The sequence below is a fragment of the Tahibacter aquaticus genome (assembly GCF_004363655.1).
In the GTDB taxonomy this organism is placed as follows: Bacteria; Pseudomonadota; Gammaproteobacteria; order Xanthomonadales; family Rhodanobacteraceae; genus Tahibacter; species Tahibacter aquaticus.
Genome location: NZ_SNZH01000007.1, coordinates 54,877 through 71,888 on the forward strand (window position 1 = coordinate 54,877; position 17,012 = coordinate 71,888).

The 17,012-nt window shown below is 60.7% G+C and carries 11 protein-coding genes and 1 pseudogene; 5 read left to right on the forward strand and 7 right to left on the reverse strand.

All coding sequences use genetic code 11. The annotated features are described in order from the left end of the window. Window positions 1–109: 109 nt before the first annotated feature. The 3 genes from DFR29_RS12595 to DFR29_RS12605 all read right to left on the reverse strand — a co-directional run bounded on the left by DFR29_RS12595 (window position 110) and on the right by DFR29_RS12605 (window position 3,550). Window positions 110–1,018, reverse strand: a complete 909-nt coding sequence (locus DFR29_RS12595) for an N-acyl homoserine lactonase family protein (protein ID WP_133818968.1) — start codon at window positions 1,016–1,018, stop codon at window positions 110–112. A 197-nt stretch (window positions 1,019–1,215) separates the two neighbouring features. Then, window positions 1,216–2,328, reverse strand: a complete 1,113-nt coding sequence (locus DFR29_RS12600) for a serine hydrolase domain-containing protein (protein ID WP_166654054.1) — start codon at window positions 2,326–2,328, stop codon at window positions 1,216–1,218. Window position 2,329: 1 nt separating this feature from the next. Next, window positions 2,330–3,550 (reverse strand): serine hydrolase domain-containing protein, encoded by a 1,221-nt coding sequence (locus DFR29_RS12605; protein WP_133818970.1) that lies wholly within the window; start codon window positions 3,548–3,550, stop codon window positions 2,330–2,332. A gap of 194 nt (window positions 3,551–3,744) precedes the next feature. Between DFR29_RS12605 and DFR29_RS12610 the strand changes: the two genes are divergently transcribed. After that, window positions 3,745–4,296 carry an RNA polymerase sigma factor gene (locus DFR29_RS12610; protein WP_166654055.1) on the forward strand — a complete coding sequence of 184 codons (552 nt, stop codon included), beginning with the start codon at window positions 3,745–3,747 and terminating at the stop codon, window positions 4,294–4,296. After that, a complete protein-coding gene (locus DFR29_RS12615; protein ID WP_133818972.1) occupies window positions 4,293–5,063 on the forward strand; it encodes a hypothetical protein in 771 nt (256 codons plus the stop codon). The genes DFR29_RS12610 and DFR29_RS12615 overlap by 4 nt, the downstream gene beginning before the upstream one ends. A 27-nt stretch (window positions 5,064–5,090) precedes the next feature. Here DFR29_RS12615 and DFR29_RS30040 read toward each other — a convergent pair. The 3 genes and pseudogenes from DFR29_RS30040 to aac(3) all read right to left on the reverse strand — a co-directional run. Then, window positions 5,091–5,952 (reverse strand): annotated as a pseudogene (locus DFR29_RS30040) (IS5 family transposase); the annotation flags it as partial. 1,020 nt (window positions 5,953–6,972) lie between these two features. Further along, window positions 6,973–7,374: a hypothetical protein gene (locus DFR29_RS12630; RefSeq protein ID WP_133818975.1), complete on the reverse strand. Its 402-nt coding sequence runs from the start codon at window positions 7,372–7,374 to the stop codon at window positions 6,973–6,975. A 479-nt stretch (window positions 7,375–7,853) separates the two neighbouring features. Beyond that, the gene (aac(3), locus tag DFR29_RS12635; protein WP_133818976.1) at window positions 7,854–8,675 is read right to left on the reverse strand and encodes an aminoglycoside 3-N-acetyltransferase; all 822 of its coding nucleotides are present in this window, start codon (window positions 8,673–8,675) and stop codon (window positions 7,854–7,856) included. A 202-nt stretch (window positions 8,676–8,877) separates the two neighbouring features. Between aac(3) and DFR29_RS12640 the strand changes: the two genes are divergently transcribed. From DFR29_RS12640 to DFR29_RS12650, 3 genes are all read left to right on the forward strand, one after another. Further along, window positions 8,878–9,084: a hypothetical protein gene (locus tag DFR29_RS12640; protein ID WP_133818977.1), complete on the forward strand. Its 207-nt coding sequence runs from the start codon at window positions 8,878–8,880 to the stop codon at window positions 9,082–9,084. Window positions 9,085–9,241: 157 nt separating this feature from the next. Beyond that, entirely contained in the window at window positions 9,242–9,523 is a 282-nt protein-coding gene (locus DFR29_RS12645) for a hypothetical protein (RefSeq protein WP_133818978.1), read from the forward strand. A gap of 244 nt (window positions 9,524–9,767) precedes the next feature. After that, window positions 9,768–10,244, forward strand: coding sequence for a hypothetical protein (locus tag DFR29_RS12650; RefSeq protein WP_133818979.1), 477 nt, complete (start codon window positions 9,768–9,770; stop codon window positions 10,242–10,244). A gap of 1,778 nt (window positions 10,245–12,022) precedes the next feature. On the opposite strand, the gene DFR29_RS12655 is transcribed toward DFR29_RS12650, so the two are convergent. Continuing rightward, on the reverse strand, window positions 12,023–16,975 hold the full coding sequence (locus DFR29_RS12655) for an RHS repeat-associated core domain-containing protein (RefSeq protein WP_166654058.1): 4,953 nt from the start codon (window positions 16,973–16,975) through the stop codon (window positions 12,023–12,025). Window positions 16,976–17,012 lie beyond the last annotated feature (37 nt).

The following is a 17,012-nucleotide window of genomic DNA, read 5'->3' on the forward strand; positions in this document are numbered from 1 at the left end:
TTTCCGATTGCATCCCGGAGTGGCAGTTATTCCTTCGGCAGGGGGGCGATGGCCTGCCGCCGCGATGTTGGCGCGCGCCTGGCGGCTTGCCCCACCCTGCGTTCTGGGGTCATTCCAACGCTGCCGGAAAGACCGGCAGCGTGTCGAAATCTTCGGGTACGTGCTGCCGGACAATTGTCGCGCCGGTCTTCTGCGCCAACGCTTCCGCATAGGCCATCGACTGCAGGGTCTGTTCGCGGCTGCTGTTATAGATAGGCACAAGGCGGCGTTCCTGCGATTCTTTCAAGATCCACAAATCGCCTGTCAACAACACCGCGCCGCTGCGCGCCGTGCGCACCAGCAGCATCGAGTGGCCGGCCGTATGCCCCGGCGCGCGATGGATGACCACGCTGCCGTCGCCGAAGACATCGTACGGGCTGTTATCGCCGATCACGATCTTCCTGGCTGCTTTCAGTTTGTCGTAGTGTGGGCTTTCGCCGCGTTCCTTGGCCGTCACCGAGAACGCGTTCTGCAATTCCTGCCGGTCGACGATCCAGGTGGCGCCGGCGAACAGATTGCCGTTGCCTGCGTGGTCGAAGTGAAGGTGCGAGAACGACACGTACTTGAATGACGACGGCGTCAAGCCAATCGTTTTCAGCGTTTCGCCCAGCGTCTGTTTCAGCGAAAACCGGAATGCGGCATCGGGTTCCGGCGTTTTCTTCGCCGTCTCGTCCGGCAAGCCCGTATCCCAGATCAGATCGCCGCGCGGATGCCGGATGACGAAGCAGGGCACTACGGATTTGCCCGGCACACCCTTGAGCGATCCGTCGTCGGCGAGAAAGCCGGTGTCGGCCATTTCCACGCGGCCGCAGTCGAGGGCATAGAGCTTTGCTATGGCTGCGCCCGTGGTCGCAGCAACGGTTGTGGACTGGCTGGCGGCGCGGTTGCCGTTGTCCGGAACAGAGGCGGCCTGGCTGGCCTGCGTGAAGCAGTGCGCTGCCGCGAGGCTGGCGGACAGCAGCAGAGGAGTGGGTTTCATGCAACGCGCGCTTTTCAAGGGCGAAGGCTTCGACGGTGGCGATTGCATCGCGCGTGGTCAAGTTTGGATAAGGCCGGCGGAGCCTGCACTGCGCCGAGCCGAAGCGCGGTGAAGCGACGAACCCATTGGATGTCCCCCCTCGAAACCCCGAATCGAAACCCCATCGAAAACCCCGCCCAATCCCGGCCACTCATCCTTCAGTCCGCCGCAAACAGCTCAAGGAATTTCAGCGCAAGCGGATTCTTCTCCACTTCTGCCACCTGCAGCCGGCCAGGCCAGCTGAGGCCGTCGGTATTGCCCAGCGCTACCAGGGTCAGCCCCTTGTCCGGCAGCTTGAGCAGCAGGCCGGCGTAGGCGTCGGGCCAGCGGCCCGCATGCCAGACCAGGCGCTGTCCGCGCCAGTGCTGGGTCCACCAGCCATAGGCATAGCTGGCCGGTTTGCCGTCGGCATCGGTCGGCGGCGTCCACATCTGCTGCAGCAGCGACGGCGGCAGAATGCGTCCCTGGTCAAGGGCCAGCGAGTATTCCGCCAGGCTGGTTGCGCTGGCGACGATGCCGCTGGAGGCATTCATCTCGGGATTGGGCAGCGGCGCAGGTTCGAGGCTATCCGGCCCGTCCTTGGCATGGCGGAACGGCGGCGCGAGGTTGACCAGCGCCATCGCGCCCTTGGCGTCGCGCCAGCCGGCGGCGATGTTGCCGAGCTTCGCCTTGTCGATCACGTAGCGCCGCACCCACTGGTCGAACGGCTTGCCCGTTTTCTGTTCCACCCAGTTGGCAAGCCGGCCGAATACGATGGGGTTGTAGAGGAAGTTGCTGCCCGGTTTGCCGAGAACGCGCATCTGCAGCACCTGCCGCAGGCTGATGCGGGCGCTGCAGTCGATCTTCGGCGGCAGGTAGCCGTCGTCCAGCGCCTTGCCGCCGGCAAAAATGCTGCCGCTGCTCGCGAGCCCCTCGCAGCGCTGCTTCCAGTCCGACAGCGTGGTGAAATCGTCGTCGAGATCGATCACGCCGTCTGCGTCCATCGCCAGCAGGGTGGCCGCAGTGAAGGTCTTCGTGATCGATGCCACCAGATAGCTGGTGTTTGGCGTCGTGGGTTCCTCGGCGTCGTGGTCCTGCCAGCCCATGCTTTCCGCGGCGACGATACGGCCGCCCTTGAGGATGGCGTACGAAAAACTGGGCAGCGAGCGCCCGGTGCGATAGTTCTGTGCAAACGTCTTGAATTCGGCCAGCTTGCCGGCGTCGTGTGCGGGCTGGGCCTGCAGCGGCGAGGCGAGGACGAATGCCGCGGACAGAAGGAATTTCCGCACCATTTCACTTCTCCCCTTGTTGACGCGGCGAAGGCGTCCAGAACGGCATATCGCCGTATTCCCAGCGCCACGGTGCGCCGGTCTCGCCGAGCACGAAATGCACCAGCGCGGGAAAGGCGGCTTCCGCTCGCACATCATTGGCCAGAATCGCCACGCAGCGGCGGCGCTGTTCCAGGCAGACCAGGGTGTTGCCGGTCGAATCGTTGTGGCCGCCCTTCATGAATCCACGGCCCTGTGGGCCGTCGAAGACGACGACACCGAGACCGGCGGCCAGCTGCGGGTAGCGTTGCGCCAGCGGCAGTTCGGCCTGCAGCGTGGGAAACTGGCTCGCCGTCGTGATCGGCAGTTGCGGCTTCACGAGTTCGGCGCGGCTGCGTGTCGACAGGCCGTCGCCTCGCACGTAGGCCGCGGCGAAGTTCGCGAAGTCGGCAATCGTCGTATCCATCGAGCCGGACACACGCACCCTGCCACGTTCGTCGTGTGGCTCGACACTGCCGTCGGCACGCCAGCCATCGGCGAGATTGCGGGCGAAATCGGGGCGCCAGCGCAGGCCGGAGTTCGGCATCGCGAACCGGTCGAATACGCGGCGCTGCGTGGCTTCGCCCAGATCGATGCCAAGGCCGCGTTCGAGCACGAACTGCAGCAGGATCAGGCCTTCTCCCGAGTAGGCGTAGCGCGTGCCCGGTTCGAAGTGGATGCGCAAGCGGCCATCGGGCTCGAGGAAAGCGAAATTCGAAAAGCCGGCGCTGTGGGTCAGCAGCATGCGTGGCGTCAGTTGCCGCCAGCGCTCGTCGCCGGCAAGGCCCGACCAGGGCGCGTATTTTTCCTCGTCGGGATAGTCGGGCAACGGTTTCGCCAGCCGCTCGGCAATCGGCCGGTCGAGATCGAGCACGCCCTCGTCGACGAGGCGCATCACCGTATAGCCGAACACTGCCTTGGTCAGCGATGCGCCGTACATGACGGTGTCAGTCTGCAGCGGATCGCCGCGCTCGTTGCGCTGGCCATAGGCGCGCACCTGCTGCACGCGGCCGTCGTCGATGACGGCTATCGCAAGGCCACGCGCGCCAGTGGCCTCCATCGCGCGCGCCACTTCGGCATCGAGCGCTGCTGTCGTCGGCAGTGGCACGGCAGCGGCGGATGACGCGATGGCAAAGGCGGCAGTCGCGAGCAGGCGCAAGAACAGGGTGGTGCGGCGTGCGAAAGACGGCGAGTAGGGCAGTTGCATGGACGGTCTCCGGGGCGGGTTTGCCCGGAATGACGTCCCTGCGCGGCGAAACTTACAGCGACACGTATTGCCAGGCACGGGGCCGGACCTGGTCGGCCGTGATCCCCGGGGAATGCCCCGCCTTGCCGGACCGCTGTAAGTTTCCCCGTCCTCGCACGTCATACCGGCCGACCCGCTGCGCAGGAGCGCCCGATATGCTTGCGATAGCAGTACTGGAGACTGGCGTGACCGAACACCCCGGGACCGATGCTCCCGCTGCGCTGGCGCGCCACTACGGCGCGCTGGTATTCCGTGCCGCGTTCCGCATCCTCGGCGATGCGGCGCTGGCGGAAGACGTGCAGCAGGACGTTTTCCTGCGCCTGCTCGAACAGCCGCCAAGCGATGTTGCCTCCTGGCCTGCTTACCTGACTGCCGCCGCCGTGCGCCGCGCCATCGACCGCCAGCGCCAGCAGCGCCGCTGGTGGCGCGTCCTGCCGGTCTGGCGCGCACAGGCGCCGCAGTCTGCGGCCTCGGCCGAAGATGCGGGCCTGAGCGACGAACGCGCGCGGCGCCTGCGTGCAGCGATGGCAGAACTGTCGCCGCGCGAGGCGCAGTGCTTCAGCCTGCGCTACCTCGAAGGCATGGCGATCGACGACATCGCCCGCGTTCTCGCCATCACCAGCAATACCACCCACGTCACTCTGCATCGCGCGCGCCGGCGGCTCGAAGCGCGGCTGGGCGACGCCGTCACGGAGGCTATGCCATGACCATCCCGACCGAAGAAAAACTCTCGCCCGCACTGGCCGAGGCCGTGCAGGCGGCGCAGGAAGTCCCCACTGCCGCTGTCGATGCCGCGCAACTGCGCCTGACCGCGGCATTGCAGGCCCGTCCGCAACGCCAGCGGCCGGCGGCGCGCCGCTGGGCAATGGCCGGGCTTACCGCCATGGCCGCACTCGTGCTCGCGATCGGCCTGCCGTTCCTGTCGGGACAAGGCGATGCATTTGCCGCGGTGCAGGCGCATTTCCGCCAGTTCCGCACGCTGCAGATGGACGTGGTGCAGCGCCATGGCGGCGACGTGATGCAGACCTCGCGCACGCGCGTCGATGCGGCCGGTGCGACGCGGACCGATATCGGGGAGTCGCTCAGCATCGTTGTCGATCCGGCGCGCGGTCGCGTGCTGACATTGCTGCATGAGGAAAAGCAGGCCGTCGTCGCCACGATTGCGCCGCATGTGGCGGCGACCGGGAGCGACATCGCCTGGCTGGACAAGCTGCGGCGCTATAGCGGCAAGGCGACGCCGCTGACTGAAAAGCGCGCGATTGCCGGGCAGTCGGCGCAGGGATGGTTGCTCGATCTCGGCGGCAGCGCTACCGAGCTATGGGCCGATGCGGACGGGTTGCCGCTGGAGATGCGGGTGCTGGGTGGCCGTGTGCAGATCGACTATCGATTTGCGTTCGATGTCGAATTTGCGCCGGGCGTGTTTGATAGCGAGGTGCCGGTTGGGTATATGCAGGTGGCGGCGGACGGAAATTGAAGCAATGCTGGCCAATTACGCGAGTAAGCGAACCATCACGTAGCCGAACTGGCGCTTCACCACACGAAATGGATGCTCCCCAATCGCCCGGATGCTGGCCTTCTGCTTTTCCGCTTGCTCGATCAACCGTTTTTCACGCCCTTCCGGCATGGCCTTCACGCTGTCGCGCTTGCGCGCAATCTTCCACTCCAGGCCTTGCGCGCAGCGCTCTTGTCCGCACCGGTATAGCCTGCGTCCGCGTAGGCCACTTGCTCTTTACCGTGCAGCAGGTATTCCGCTTCAGTGATGTCTGCCTCGTTGGCCGCCGTCGTCGTTACCGTGTGCACCAGACCCGAATCCACATCAACACCGATGTGCGCTTTCATGCCGAAATATCACTGCTAGCCTTTCTTCGTCTGATGCATCTCCGGATCACGCTCTCCCTCGGCATTCTTGGTCGAACTCGGCGCCGAGATGATCGTTGCATCCACGATCGTTCCCCGCTTGAGCAGAAGACCTTTCCGCGACAGATACCCGTTCACCCGCGCCAGGATCTCCGGCGCCAGCTCGAACGTCTCCAGTAATCGACGGAAGTTCAGAATCGTCGTCTCGTCCGGAATCGGCTTGGTCAGCGAAAAACCAGCGAACTGGCGCATCGATGCGATCTCGTACAGCGCTTCTTCCATCGCCGGATCGCTCAGCCCGAACCAGTTCTGCATCAGATGAACCTTCAGCATCGCCTTAAGCGGATACGGCGGCCGACCGTTACCCGCCTTCGGATACACAGGCTCAATCAGGTTCAGCAGAATCGTCCACGGAATGATCTGCTCCACCTCCGCCAGGAACGTCTCACGGCGCGTCCGCTTGCGCTTGCTCGCGTACTCCGAATCACCGAGCTCATCTGCGACATCGACCGGTTCCTGCTGGCGGGTTGACGCTATTTCAGCATAAGGACTTGTTCAGAGGTTCCATAGGTAAATAGCTGAGCAGCCTGGCCGGCGAACTGTTTGAAAAGGCGATCGCCGGTCTTGTTGTAGCCATAGTCTTCGCGCATGGCATTTGAGCCATCGTCAACCCGGCCGAGACGGTATAGCCGGTCGTAGATATATTTACGCGTGGGGGATGCAGCACCTACGCTATCGCTTGCCGCTACGATACTAGTGCCATCCGACAACCAGAATTCTCGCTACCAACGGTTTCTGAAGTAAGTGATGATTCGTGGCATCACAATGATCCACTGTAAAAATCCCGCCAACATAGTAACCAGGCCGCCCACCAATATTCTTGCGGTAATTGACATCCATGGCTCTGGGAGAAATTTCAGGAAAATGTCTACAAGGGAGTAAGCGGCAATCGAGCTAGGAAAGCCGATAATTCCGAAAATTATTATCGACGAAACAAGTACTTCGTTCTCCAGCCCTGGCGATCTGATGGCTGCACTATATCTGTCGACTGTGATCAGGCCGCAAACTACTGCCCAAAGCAACGTTGCCGCTAGTCGTAGTGAACATTTGGCGAGTGGTGCTCTCGATTTAATATTCATAAATATATAAATCTAAAGAAGTGCTAATTTGAAGATTTTCAGAACAGCAGTGAGGGAGTTGATCGTAGAGCCTATTCGTCGGTAGCGCTGGTCGCAATACTTGCTTCAAACAGCGCGAATTGGTGGATGGCCCCATTCGCCAGGCCATTCGCCGGGGCGGATGCTTGCCACTAAACTGAGGCATCCCCTATAGCGGTAGCTGTCGGTGGGAAGAAGCAAGACTGGGTTCGAATCGAACGGCAGTCTTGCTCGGTTTTCATCCGATTTAGTGGACGCCCCCAGTCATCATCAAGCCTAATCGCGTCAAAAAGGCCTGCGGTTCAAATTGAACCGCGGGCCGGCTTCTGGCTTCAGCCGCTCGATTTTTTGTGGATGTCCTCAATTGCATTATGGCCCTATGGCCTGCGCCGCTTGAGCGTTGCCAGCCAGACTGAAGGCCGCCTCATGCCCCGCCTGCATGCCTTCCGAAAATCCTTCTGAAGTCGCCGCGCTCTTCACGCAGTCATCGTTCGCCGAGCTGGCGATGCTGTCAGTCGTGTACTCGTTGTCACAGGTGGCTGAGGGCGTTCGGCCACTGCTGAAAGGCAGCATGTTGAGCGGGGTGGCCGGGTAATGCATGGCGCTGATGGCCAGATAGCCAGGTACGGTGCCGGCGTTGCTATTCCATGCGAGGCTAGCGGTGCGGCTTGCACTATCACGAGCATAGGTCGCAACCCCGCGCCGCTCGGCGGGCAGGGTGGGCAACTGGTCGAACCGCCGCTTTTTCACATGGATGGAAGAAGTGCTCATGCCGTCTGTTCCGCAAAAGGGCAGCGGCGATGATCAGGTGGCGCGACGTGTCGGGCAAGAGAGCATCCGCCGGGTTTGCATTGACTGGCACATCTTTCACTGGCGTGGCAGGCTCAGAAGCCGGCCAGGTCAGGCCAGGGCTTTCTGCCGCCAGACGCGGGCCCGCATCCGGTCGCGCTGTACGCTGCGTAGCGAGCTGTCCATGGTCTGGGAGGTTTCTTCCTCGGAAATTCCCGAGCGAAGAAGCGGAATTCCACTACCTGGCCCGGACGCGCATCGAACGCGGCCAGGTTGATTAGGCTCGCGTCGACCGAGGTTCCGAGGTTCCTTGAATCGTGCTATCCAGCAACCCGAATTTTCCGAACCGTTTTGCCGTGCTGCCAATGTTGGCGCTGCTGGACGAACAGGTTCCCTGAGGGGTGTCATCCAATAACCAGAGTTCGGCCAGCGGTTCCCTAGCTCGCTCTTTGGATGGTTAGCTAGCGCTGCCTCGCCGCCCATCGCTCCAGCCACTCGATAGCAAACGCCAGCATCGATGCGGCATCCACCCGAAGCGACGGTGCCCTGCCGATCGACGCCTGCGTGCCGCCGCCTTGCTGTACAAACGCCGTCACGATCTGCTCGATATAGTTTTCCGGCATGCCCTCGACGATGGGTTCCGTCGTGTCGTATTCCTCGATGAAACGCCATTCCTTCGCGCTGTCGACGGCGAAAGGGACTTCGTAGCGGCGCTGCAACTTGTCGGGGATACGCGCCAGGTGATCGGCGTGATGGACCAAGGTCATCGTGTCCCAGGGCGCACCGACCATCAGCACCTGGCCGCCTGCCGCCACCAGCTTCGCGAGCGGCGATCCTTCGCCATAGCCGTAGTCTTGCGGATGATCGGCGGTGATCCATTCGGCCAGCCTGCCGACGGCAGCGACCGAGGCGCCGGGGTTCGCGCTGCGACGGGCACCGGGTGCTGTGCGCAGGAATTCGGCGAGGATGCCGTTCATGCGGACGGCACGCGACGTCGCCGCGTCGAAGCCCGGCACAGGGTCTCGCCATTCCGGCAGCACGCGGCCATCGTCGTCGAGCAGATCCTCGTGGACGCTATCCCAGCTCGTATAAGCCAGCAGCGTGCCTTGTGGGCCGACGACATCGAGCAGGGCGCCAATCAGCGCATCCGGTCCGTTCAACAGCGGCCCAACTTTGCTCATGGCCGCATGGACCATCACCACGTCGCCGGACTTCAGGCCGATGCGGGTCAGGTCGCTGTGCAGGGCGGTGCGGGTGAGGAAGGGGGGCTGGGCAGTGGGCATGGTGCGATGGTGGTGGCTGAGATGGGGAGGTCAAGGACCGTGTCGCGCTCGAATGGTTTCCTTGAAGGGGGCCACCCAACAACCGGAATTCCACGGCATTTAGAGAATTCAACAATTTCGCCACTGAAATCGCCTATTACGACTTCCAGGAACAACAGTACACGCGATATGCTGACGACATACGCAAGCGTCTTGAAATTCGGTGTGGTTTCTGCTTGACGCGCTGGTAAGCGCCTATAAAACTGCACATGTTGCCGCCTATTCGGCAACCGGGTTTGGCGACCCGATTCAAGGCGCACCTGCGCCGACCAACGTATCGGCGTTTTTTATGCCCGATGCTTGGTCGGCGCGCAATCCGCTTTACGGCGGCGGTGCGTGGGGAGCCGAAAGGCTCGCCGGGTTTCCTTGACCGGTTCGCCAACCTGCGCACCGTCCGCCACCTTCTCGATTGGCGCGAACTGGCGGACTTCACTCAAGGAGTTCGATATGGATTTCGCACGTCTGTTCCAGCCCCTCCCTCCCGTTTACGCCAGCGCGCGGTGTTCGCACTCCCGCAGGAGTGCGCCATGAGTCAACCGATGGGTTCGTTCTATCCTCTCGCCAGTGAAGACACCGAAGCCCCGGCCGTCCTCTTCGCCTTCACCGCCGACACCCCGCAACAACGCCGGGCCCTGCACGACGAAGTCGTCTCGCGGCTGTCGGCGGTCCATTCCCTCAGCGATGCCTTGCTCGCCGTGCAGGTCGAAGACCATGCCCGCCGCTCGCATGCGCGCGTGATGGAGGCCATCGCCATTCTTTCGCGCGATGTGCTGGGACTGATTCAAGCGACGCAGCACTCGGCTGCCTGATTGTTGCCGATACGACACCCGGCTGCCCGCATCACGGCAGCCGGGTTTCCTTCGTAGGAGGTTCCTTCGCGCCCGCGACCGAACGCCAGCGTAGCCACATCGCTATTGCCATACGCCGCCGATACCCGAAAGACTGGATTTTGCACCGTCTGCAACATGCGTCGATTATGCGCAAATGGCAGAACGGAGCACGGGTGCAGCGCGCAATGCGCTGCTGTCTTGGATGGAATCGTGGAGTAACGCAATGACGCAAGACCTGGTTTCCCTGGCTTTCACTGCGGAACAGCTGGCCGCCATCGATGCGGCGATGGACCAACTGGAAGCAAACCTGATCGGACTGATCGCGCTGACGCCGGCCGAACGCCGCACCTTGCAGCGCATGGGCTCGGTGTCCGAGCCGTTCTGCCGGCAGACCCTGATCGTGATGCAGCAGAACCCACACGTCATCCCCGCCAGCGTCAACCTGGCCGGCGGTGTGCAAGACCTGGCCACGCTGGATCTCCTCGCCCCGCGCCTGGACCGCCTGCAACGCCTGGCCGAACGCGGCGACGACACCGAAGCCGCCCTGGGCAGCGACATCCGCTCGCTCGCCCACGAAGGGTACGCACTGCTGAAGATCGCCGGCAAAAGCCAGGGCCTGGACGGCCTGCGCAAGGAGCTGTCGGTGCGGTTCCGGCGCAAGCGCCCGAGCGCAGCAGAGGAGCCCGAGGCGGAAGGTTAGACGTAACTGTCTGAGGGGAGAATCCGCCTGCGCTGCGGTCAGCGTTGGCCAGAACCGCGAGCGCAAATGAACGCAAAGCCCGGCCGCACCGGCCGGGCTTTGTTCGTCCGAAAACTTCAATTCGGTAGCGTTTGGATTGGCAGGCGCGCGCTGCTGGTGATAGCGATGCGAGGAGCATCGCGGCTATAGCGCGATGCCGTGTTAGCCCACCGTGCGGCAACGTCGGTTTGCTCCACTGCTGCACGCGAGGGTCAGAAGCCAGGGTGGCGCAGCACAGTACGGCGGCGATGATGTTCGCGCGTTCGACAACCTGATGAGCCATTGTCCGTTTTCGGCGCAGTGATATCCCGCCGCATTCCCGCGCCCTACCGGAATAGCCGCGACGACGCGGTGAAAAGCCGCAACAGCGCAGCAAAAACCTACGGCGACACCGTAGAAAACGGGCGGCTCGCACCCTGTTGGTGCAGGTTGCTGGCCTGACCTATCGGCGGGTCCAACGTGACGGCGGAAACCTGCCCATTCCCACGAAAATTTTTCACGCTGGCCGTAACACGCTGCGGTCCGACGATTCGACGTCGCTCCGAAAAGTCGCGTCACTGCTACAAAACGCCGCACCGTTGTGGATCTTCAGGCGCAATGCTGCCGGTTTACGCGATGGCGCTTCACCTTTTTGATGCGCTATTGCGCCATAGCTCGATGCGCGCGCGCCAACGTGGTGCGTTGGCGGAATCCGCGATCTGCTGCACCCATGGCGCATAGTTTCCCGGATCAACGCGTTCCGGTGCTGTGCACGACAAGATTTTCCGAGAGGTGGGTAGTGGGTGTTAGCGCCAAGTCAACGGTGATTTGTGGGTGTCCCGGACTCCTTCAGATCATTCGTCAAATCGCCCAAGATGATGCGTCCCGGCCGGGTGGGGCGCTGATCGTAGTGTCAGGCCAAGTTAGTGTAGGCCCAGGACTTCCGCCAATGGCGAACTCCCTTCGGTTCAGGCTGCCAGTTGGAGTCGGCCCGCATAAAGCACGATGGCAGCGCCGGGCAACACTAGAACTAGTCCGCACGCGACGCCGCTCAATATGAACATCGCTGCGTTCGTTTTTGGCATCAATAGAAGCAGCAAAGCTCCACACGGGAACGCAAGGGAAATCCACAAGCTTGCAAAGTATGCGGTGGTTGCTGAGACCTTGAGGCGAGCTGCGCATTGTGTGCAGTCAAATCGTGCGGCTGAACCAACGCGCAACAGGAAGGAGTAGGAGATGTCCTGTTTGTTGCAGCTTGGACATTCGACAGACGTCAGCATTTCAACACGAGCCTCCAGAAATCTGATTGTACTTGCACCCGTCTCCTGCACCGCAAGGATGTTCTGGATGATTGCACCTGAGATTGCCCGGATGGCTGGAACGAGAACGCCCCGGCTTTACCGGGGCGTTGAGGAGGACTAAATAGTGGGTATCCCGAGTTCACCACGAACTGCAAGCTTCCCGAGGCAGTCTGGGGCGCCGATTTGGACTCGCAAATGCTCAGCGTACGAGAGCAAATACTGTCAATAGACCTACCAGGCCTAGAAGAAATGCGGCTGACCGAGCTTTCCAGTTGGAATGGAGTATCTCCGCGAAGAACTGAAGCGCGAGATCGCTGCCGATTAGTAGCGTGGCGTAAAGCACGAGAAAAGCCCACCGAGGTAACGGCAAAGTTGTAATCAGGATCAGTCCGACAGCTGTGAGCGGAAGGACGCTGATTAGGTCAAGTACGTAGGTTCCGAATTTTCGTTTTGGCATGATCAAAGGCTACCTTGAATACCTCGCACGTCGAACTCGTAGTTGCGGCGGTCACCGAAGTTAGTGTTGTAGTAATCGCGGGAGGACCAGAAAGGCGGTCGCGAAGGTCTGGGTGGCTGAGGATCCCGATACTCAGGGTGACATTCGAGTGTCGCACAGCCCATATCTGTTGGCGTCATTCCCCAGATGGCAACCCCGAGCGGATTTGGAACCAGTCGGGTGCCCGCCGGATTTATTTTCAAGAACCCCTTAGTGCATTTGGCGATAACCTGATTTGACAGAAGCTTGTCAAACCAGCCGAACGACCTTCCGCCATATGAAATCGGAGGTGGAATTCGGCCGTTGTACGTGGTCGGTGCCGGCGGCTTCGGGTGCCAGATCGGTGCTGGAATTCCGGGCTGCAGTCCATCTTCGTCGATAAACAAAAGAGGATTGGAATAGGCGTATCCGTAAGTGTTTGTCCCTCCATTGATTCCACTCGGATCGCTTTCTAGGTAGCGGCCGAGAGTCGCTTCGTACGAACGGAAACGGTTGTGATGGAGTTGTGTTTCCTCGTCTAGGATTTGCCCGGGATAGCGTAGATTCACTGCTTTTCCCGGTACGATCGTCATGGCGGTGTTTTCTCCGAATCCGCTCCCGAGCCAGTCCCAGCGCCATTGAGCAGCGTTAGTGACCGGATCCACTGCAACGCGCGAAGTACCCAGATGATCTGCCTCGATATAGCTGATTACAGCATTGCGCACCTGCGCTACCGGAGTCCGCCCAACATATAGATACGAAGTATGCTCGGCCGGACTTCCCGTGACGTCACGGCGCTCCGCGAGCAACATTCCGTCGTAGCTGTAGGTGTAGCGGTCGACGACGGTCGTCCCGCCGTTGGCTCGGCTCTTTAGCAAACGCTCTCCTTCACCGGAGTACTCGTATGCCGTTGCATTCCCCGGCAAGGCGATAGCGGCAAGGCGATTGCTTGCGTCGTAACTCAATGTTGCGCCGTCACCGCGGTCGATGGTATTTCCGTTGGGATCGTACGTGCGAGTTGCTCCACCGACTATTCCTAGACGATGCGTGCCCGCAATTAGACTGCTAGTTTGCGCTGGTTGCCCTTCTCTTTGTTTGAATGTGCGATCTCCGGTCTTGTTGTAGCGGTATTCTTCCTTTAGCGATCCAGCGGAATCGAAAACTTTCGATAGACGGTTCTGCCGGTCGTATATATAAGTTCTGTCCGCGGTCGTGGCATCTATTGTTGCGGAGGCACCGGTGATGTTGCCCAATGCATCGCGGTCGAACTCAAGTACTAGGCCGCTTTGAGAAGAACTTACGATTCTGTCGATAACATAGTCTGAGTCGTAGACGCTCGTTAGTGTTCTACCGTTGCCGAATGAAAGTTTATTCATCGGGCCAAAAGGATAGTAGGAAATTCCCGCCACCACGGCTAGCGGCGACGCTGCAGGTGTGCTCTTCCAGCTCAACGAGTTAATGCGTCCGCTTAGATCATATCCGTAAATCGCAGTGCCACCATCAGGATAGGTTATTGTCTCTACCCTGCCTGCTGCGTTGTAGGAATAGTGAATTGCTAGCGTTATACCCGCGGAATTCTGGGATTTTCGCGTGACATTGCCCAAGAAGTCGTAGCAGTAAGTTGTTGCATTTGTGCCCTGGACTATGCGAGTTAGCCTGTCTACGGGATACGAGTTGTTACAGCCTGTTGTGGCGTCTGTTTCGTCATAGTAGAAACTGGTATTTAGCGATACCGTCGGATATTTCGTTGAAGTTTGGCGGTTCAAGGCATCGTAAATGTGCGTGACGACAGTTCCCCTCGCGTCGGTCTGGGATAGCCGATTTCCCATGCCATCATATGTGTATGAGGAATGAGCTGTATCGGGACTGTCGAGTGCGAGCAGATTGCCAAGACTGTCTACCGTGAATGTTGTTATCAGACCGTCCGGATCTTTTACACTGCGTAAAGTGTCCCGGGTGTCGTAGCCAAAATCTGTCGTCGCATTGGCAGTTTCGAGCGAAGTGCCCGTAATGTCCTCGATTGACCGCGCCAAGCGATTGAGCGGATCGTATGTGCGTTGCGTCTTGGTGCCACGCCCGTCTGCGAATTCGACGCGGTTGCCGTTCGCATCGTAGCCGTCGTTCAGTAAGGCCGAGTCGTATGTGGAAGAATCATAGTTCGCCTGCCCTGAGACGTTCAGTGTCCGGGAGATTCGGCCAAGCACGTTGTACTGACGAACGATGGCATGCTTCAGGCTGGCACCTGGTACAGCTGCGTTGTATGTCGCATCGAAAATTTCATCTTTCGTTGGGTTTCCCGCGGCATCTAGGGTGTAGTGAATGCGATTGCCGGACCGGTCGATAATTCGGACTAGACGGTGCGCGTCGTCATAACCGTAGTCGACATAGGTGCCATCGGCTTCGGTAATTCTTGTGACTTGTCCCGCGTGGTCGTAGGTAAATGAGATCGTCGCGTCCAATGCACTAGGAGATCCGCTGGAAAGCGCGCGTGTAGTTTGCGACAGCAGTCGACCACGCGCGTCGTAGCTCACGTCGACGATTACGTTATTCGCGTCACGTGTGCGCAAAATACGTCCACTGCGATCGTAGGCAATGGTTTCGCTTATGTGTCCGAGCGCGTCAGTAGCGGAAGACAAGTCCCCCTTGCGATGACACGGCCCACTGAGCGTCCCGCAACCGGTTTCGTCTGTGCTCGGGTAGTAGGCATAGCTTATGATGTCATCAAGTCCATTCATGCCCGCATCGCTGGTCAGCCGCGGCCCGTTGACTGACTTGGTGTAGCCAAGAATCGGACAAGTCGAATTGCTGGCCGCCACATCGCCCGCTTCGCAATAGGCATACGTCCAGCGCCGCACCCTGGCACCTGCGGCAGGCGCTGTCGTATCGCTGCACGTATAGGCCATGGCCGCCGCATCGGCGATATCGATTTCGCAGCGGGCGACGACTTGGCCGCGGCTGTTGTAGGCCCAGCGTGTTTTGCTTTCGATGGCGCCGGTGCTGTTGCGAAGATCGCGCTCGAGCGGAGCGCGTAGGCTGGCGTGCCAGATCGTTTCGGTGGCGCGCGTATAGCTGCCGGCAGTGGTCGGTACGCGGCAGCTGTAGTGCCAGCCAGTCCAGCCGATTTCTGCGGCGTTGCTGCTGCCGGTGAACGGCGTGGTGCGCCAACAGGTGCCGGTCAGGCAGGTGGAAGTGTAATTGTTGCTGTCGGCGCTCGTGCCTGCGGGGCAGGTGGTCGGGCCTTCGCTGAAGTTTTCCCGGCGAGCGGTTTCCAGTGCCTGGTCGTTGTAGTCGTAATCGGTGATCGTGCCTTTGTAGTCGATGGAAAGGCGTGGATTGCCGTTGGCGTCGTAGTATTTAGTGGTCTTCTGCAGACTGGCGGAACTGCAGCCCGGGTTGTCGCAGCGGGTGACGCCTTCGTCGCGGATGGCGCCGTTGACGAAGCGGAAGCGGCGCTTTGTCAGCGAGCCCAGGCCATCCAGCAGATTGGCCTTGGACAACGTGTCGTCGAAGCCGGCGGTATAGCTGACTTTGAGGTAGTCCGCATTGCTGCTGCCGTGCCATTCCTCTACGGCTCGGCCATCGCCGCTGTATTTGTAGGTGGCGAAGCGCTGGCCATTTTCGTCGATGATGCCGGTCAGCAGATGCCAGCCTTCGGATACGGTGAAGGGCGCGGTCTCGTTATAGATGTACTGTCGTGTCTTTCCTTCGGGATAGATGGTGCGGACCAGCCTTTCCTTGGGATCGAACTCATAGGCGATGACATTGCCGATGCTGTCGATGATTTCGAGCCGTCGCGGGTGATGTACGCCGCCCGGGTAAGTCTCCTTGGTATAGCGAAAATCCAGCGTGCGGCCGAGTGCGTCGGTGACGCGCACCAGCAGTCCTTCTTCCGGTGCGATCGAGGCGGGTGTACTTGCTGTGCTGTATTCCAGTGCCGTAACCAATCCGGACCGTGTCGAAATACTGAGCAGGCGGCCTTGTAGGTCGTAGTGCTCGATCTCGTCCTGGGGCGTGGTGTAGCGCCAGCCGGTGCGCACGCCCTGGTCGATGATTTCTTCCAGGCTTTCCCATTGGTCTTTGCGTCCGACCCAGGCGCCGTTGATCAGGCGGAAATCACTGTACTTGCCGTCGGCGCGCACAAGGAAAGCCGTTTGCAACGTGTTGGGGGGAGTGGCGGTTTCCAGCTGCAATGTCCGTTGATAGCTGTGGCGCCAGTTCGGACCGAGGAAATTGCGTTTTGATGGCGATGAGTTATAGAAACCCGAGCTGGAATAGTGATGGCTCAGCGAAAGTGTGCCGGGCCCTGTGCTCGGGATATCGCTCTCGTGCTGCAGCTTCTGGCCGCCGGCACACTGAATGGGATTCCCGGCCGGACATGCCTTGGGCCTCGGGCGCGTACACATGTTGATGGTCAGGTCTGCCCCATAGGTCGGCGGACAGATGACCGGCGCCTTGCAGTCGATGGCCAGTCCATCGCCGCCTGCACAGTTGGTTACGTATCCAGAGGGATTGTCATTGCAGGCTGACTTGGCGTCAAAGCTCAGCTCGTGACGGATGACCAGGCCCATGTACTTCGTTTGGGTATTCGGTTGCGTCGTTACGTCCCGGCAGGGCATGGGCTCCAGCGCCGAGCACAGCGGAAATGTCTTCACCCAATTGGCGCTGACAGCGTCGATGACCTGGCTTGGTGTTTTGCAGGCCAGGCCGCAGGGCGGATCGCTGGATGCAATCGAGGCGCCACCGACGCAGACTTGGGGATCCTGGTTTGGGGGTACGCATTCCAGGTCTCCTCCTTCCTTGTTACATCGCTTGTCGAGAAGCGCGTTGGCATGCGGTGTCGCAAACAGCAGCGACAGCGTCAGGAGAGCGCCGCGTAGCGTAGTAAAGGATAGTGGTCCTTGCCTCGGCTGCCCGGTGTGGCTTCGACTGGTGAACATGCTTTTGTGCTCCTCCGGCATTTGCGCGAGCGTTCTG

What these genes read in the sequence shown, in the direction of transcription:
- DFR29_RS12595 (WP_133818968.1), bottom strand. Translation starts at nt 1,018, where the DNA reads ATGAAACCCACTCCTCTGCTGCTGTCCGCCAGCCTCGCGGCAGCGCAC.
- DFR29_RS12600 (WP_166654054.1), bottom strand. Translation starts at nt 2,328, where the DNA reads ATGGTGCGGAAATTCCTTCTGTCCGCGGCATTCGTCCTCGCCTCGCCG.
- DFR29_RS12605 (WP_133818970.1), bottom strand. Translation starts at nt 3,550, where the DNA reads ATGCAACTGCCCTACTCGCCGTCTTTCGCACGCCGCACCACCCTGTTC.
- DFR29_RS12610 (WP_166654055.1), top strand. Translation starts at nt 3,745, where the DNA reads ATGCTTGCGATAGCAGTACTGGAGACTGGCGTGACCGAACACCCCGGG.
- DFR29_RS12615 (WP_133818972.1), top strand. Translation starts at nt 4,293, where the DNA reads ATGACCATCCCGACCGAAGAAAAACTCTCGCCCGCACTGGCCGAGGCC.
- DFR29_RS12630 (WP_133818975.1), bottom strand. Translation starts at nt 7,374, where the DNA reads ATGAGCACTTCTTCCATCCATGTGAAAAAGCGGCGGTTCGACCAGTTG.
- DFR29_RS12645 (WP_133818978.1), top strand. Translation starts at nt 9,242, where the DNA reads ATGAGTCAACCGATGGGTTCGTTCTATCCTCTCGCCAGTGAAGACACC.
- DFR29_RS12650 (WP_133818979.1), top strand. Translation starts at nt 9,768, where the DNA reads ATGACGCAAGACCTGGTTTCCCTGGCTTTCACTGCGGAACAGCTGGCC.
- DFR29_RS12655 (WP_166654058.1), bottom strand. Translation starts at nt 16,975, where the DNA reads ATGTTCACCAGTCGAAGCCACACCGGGCAGCCGAGGCAAGGACCACTA.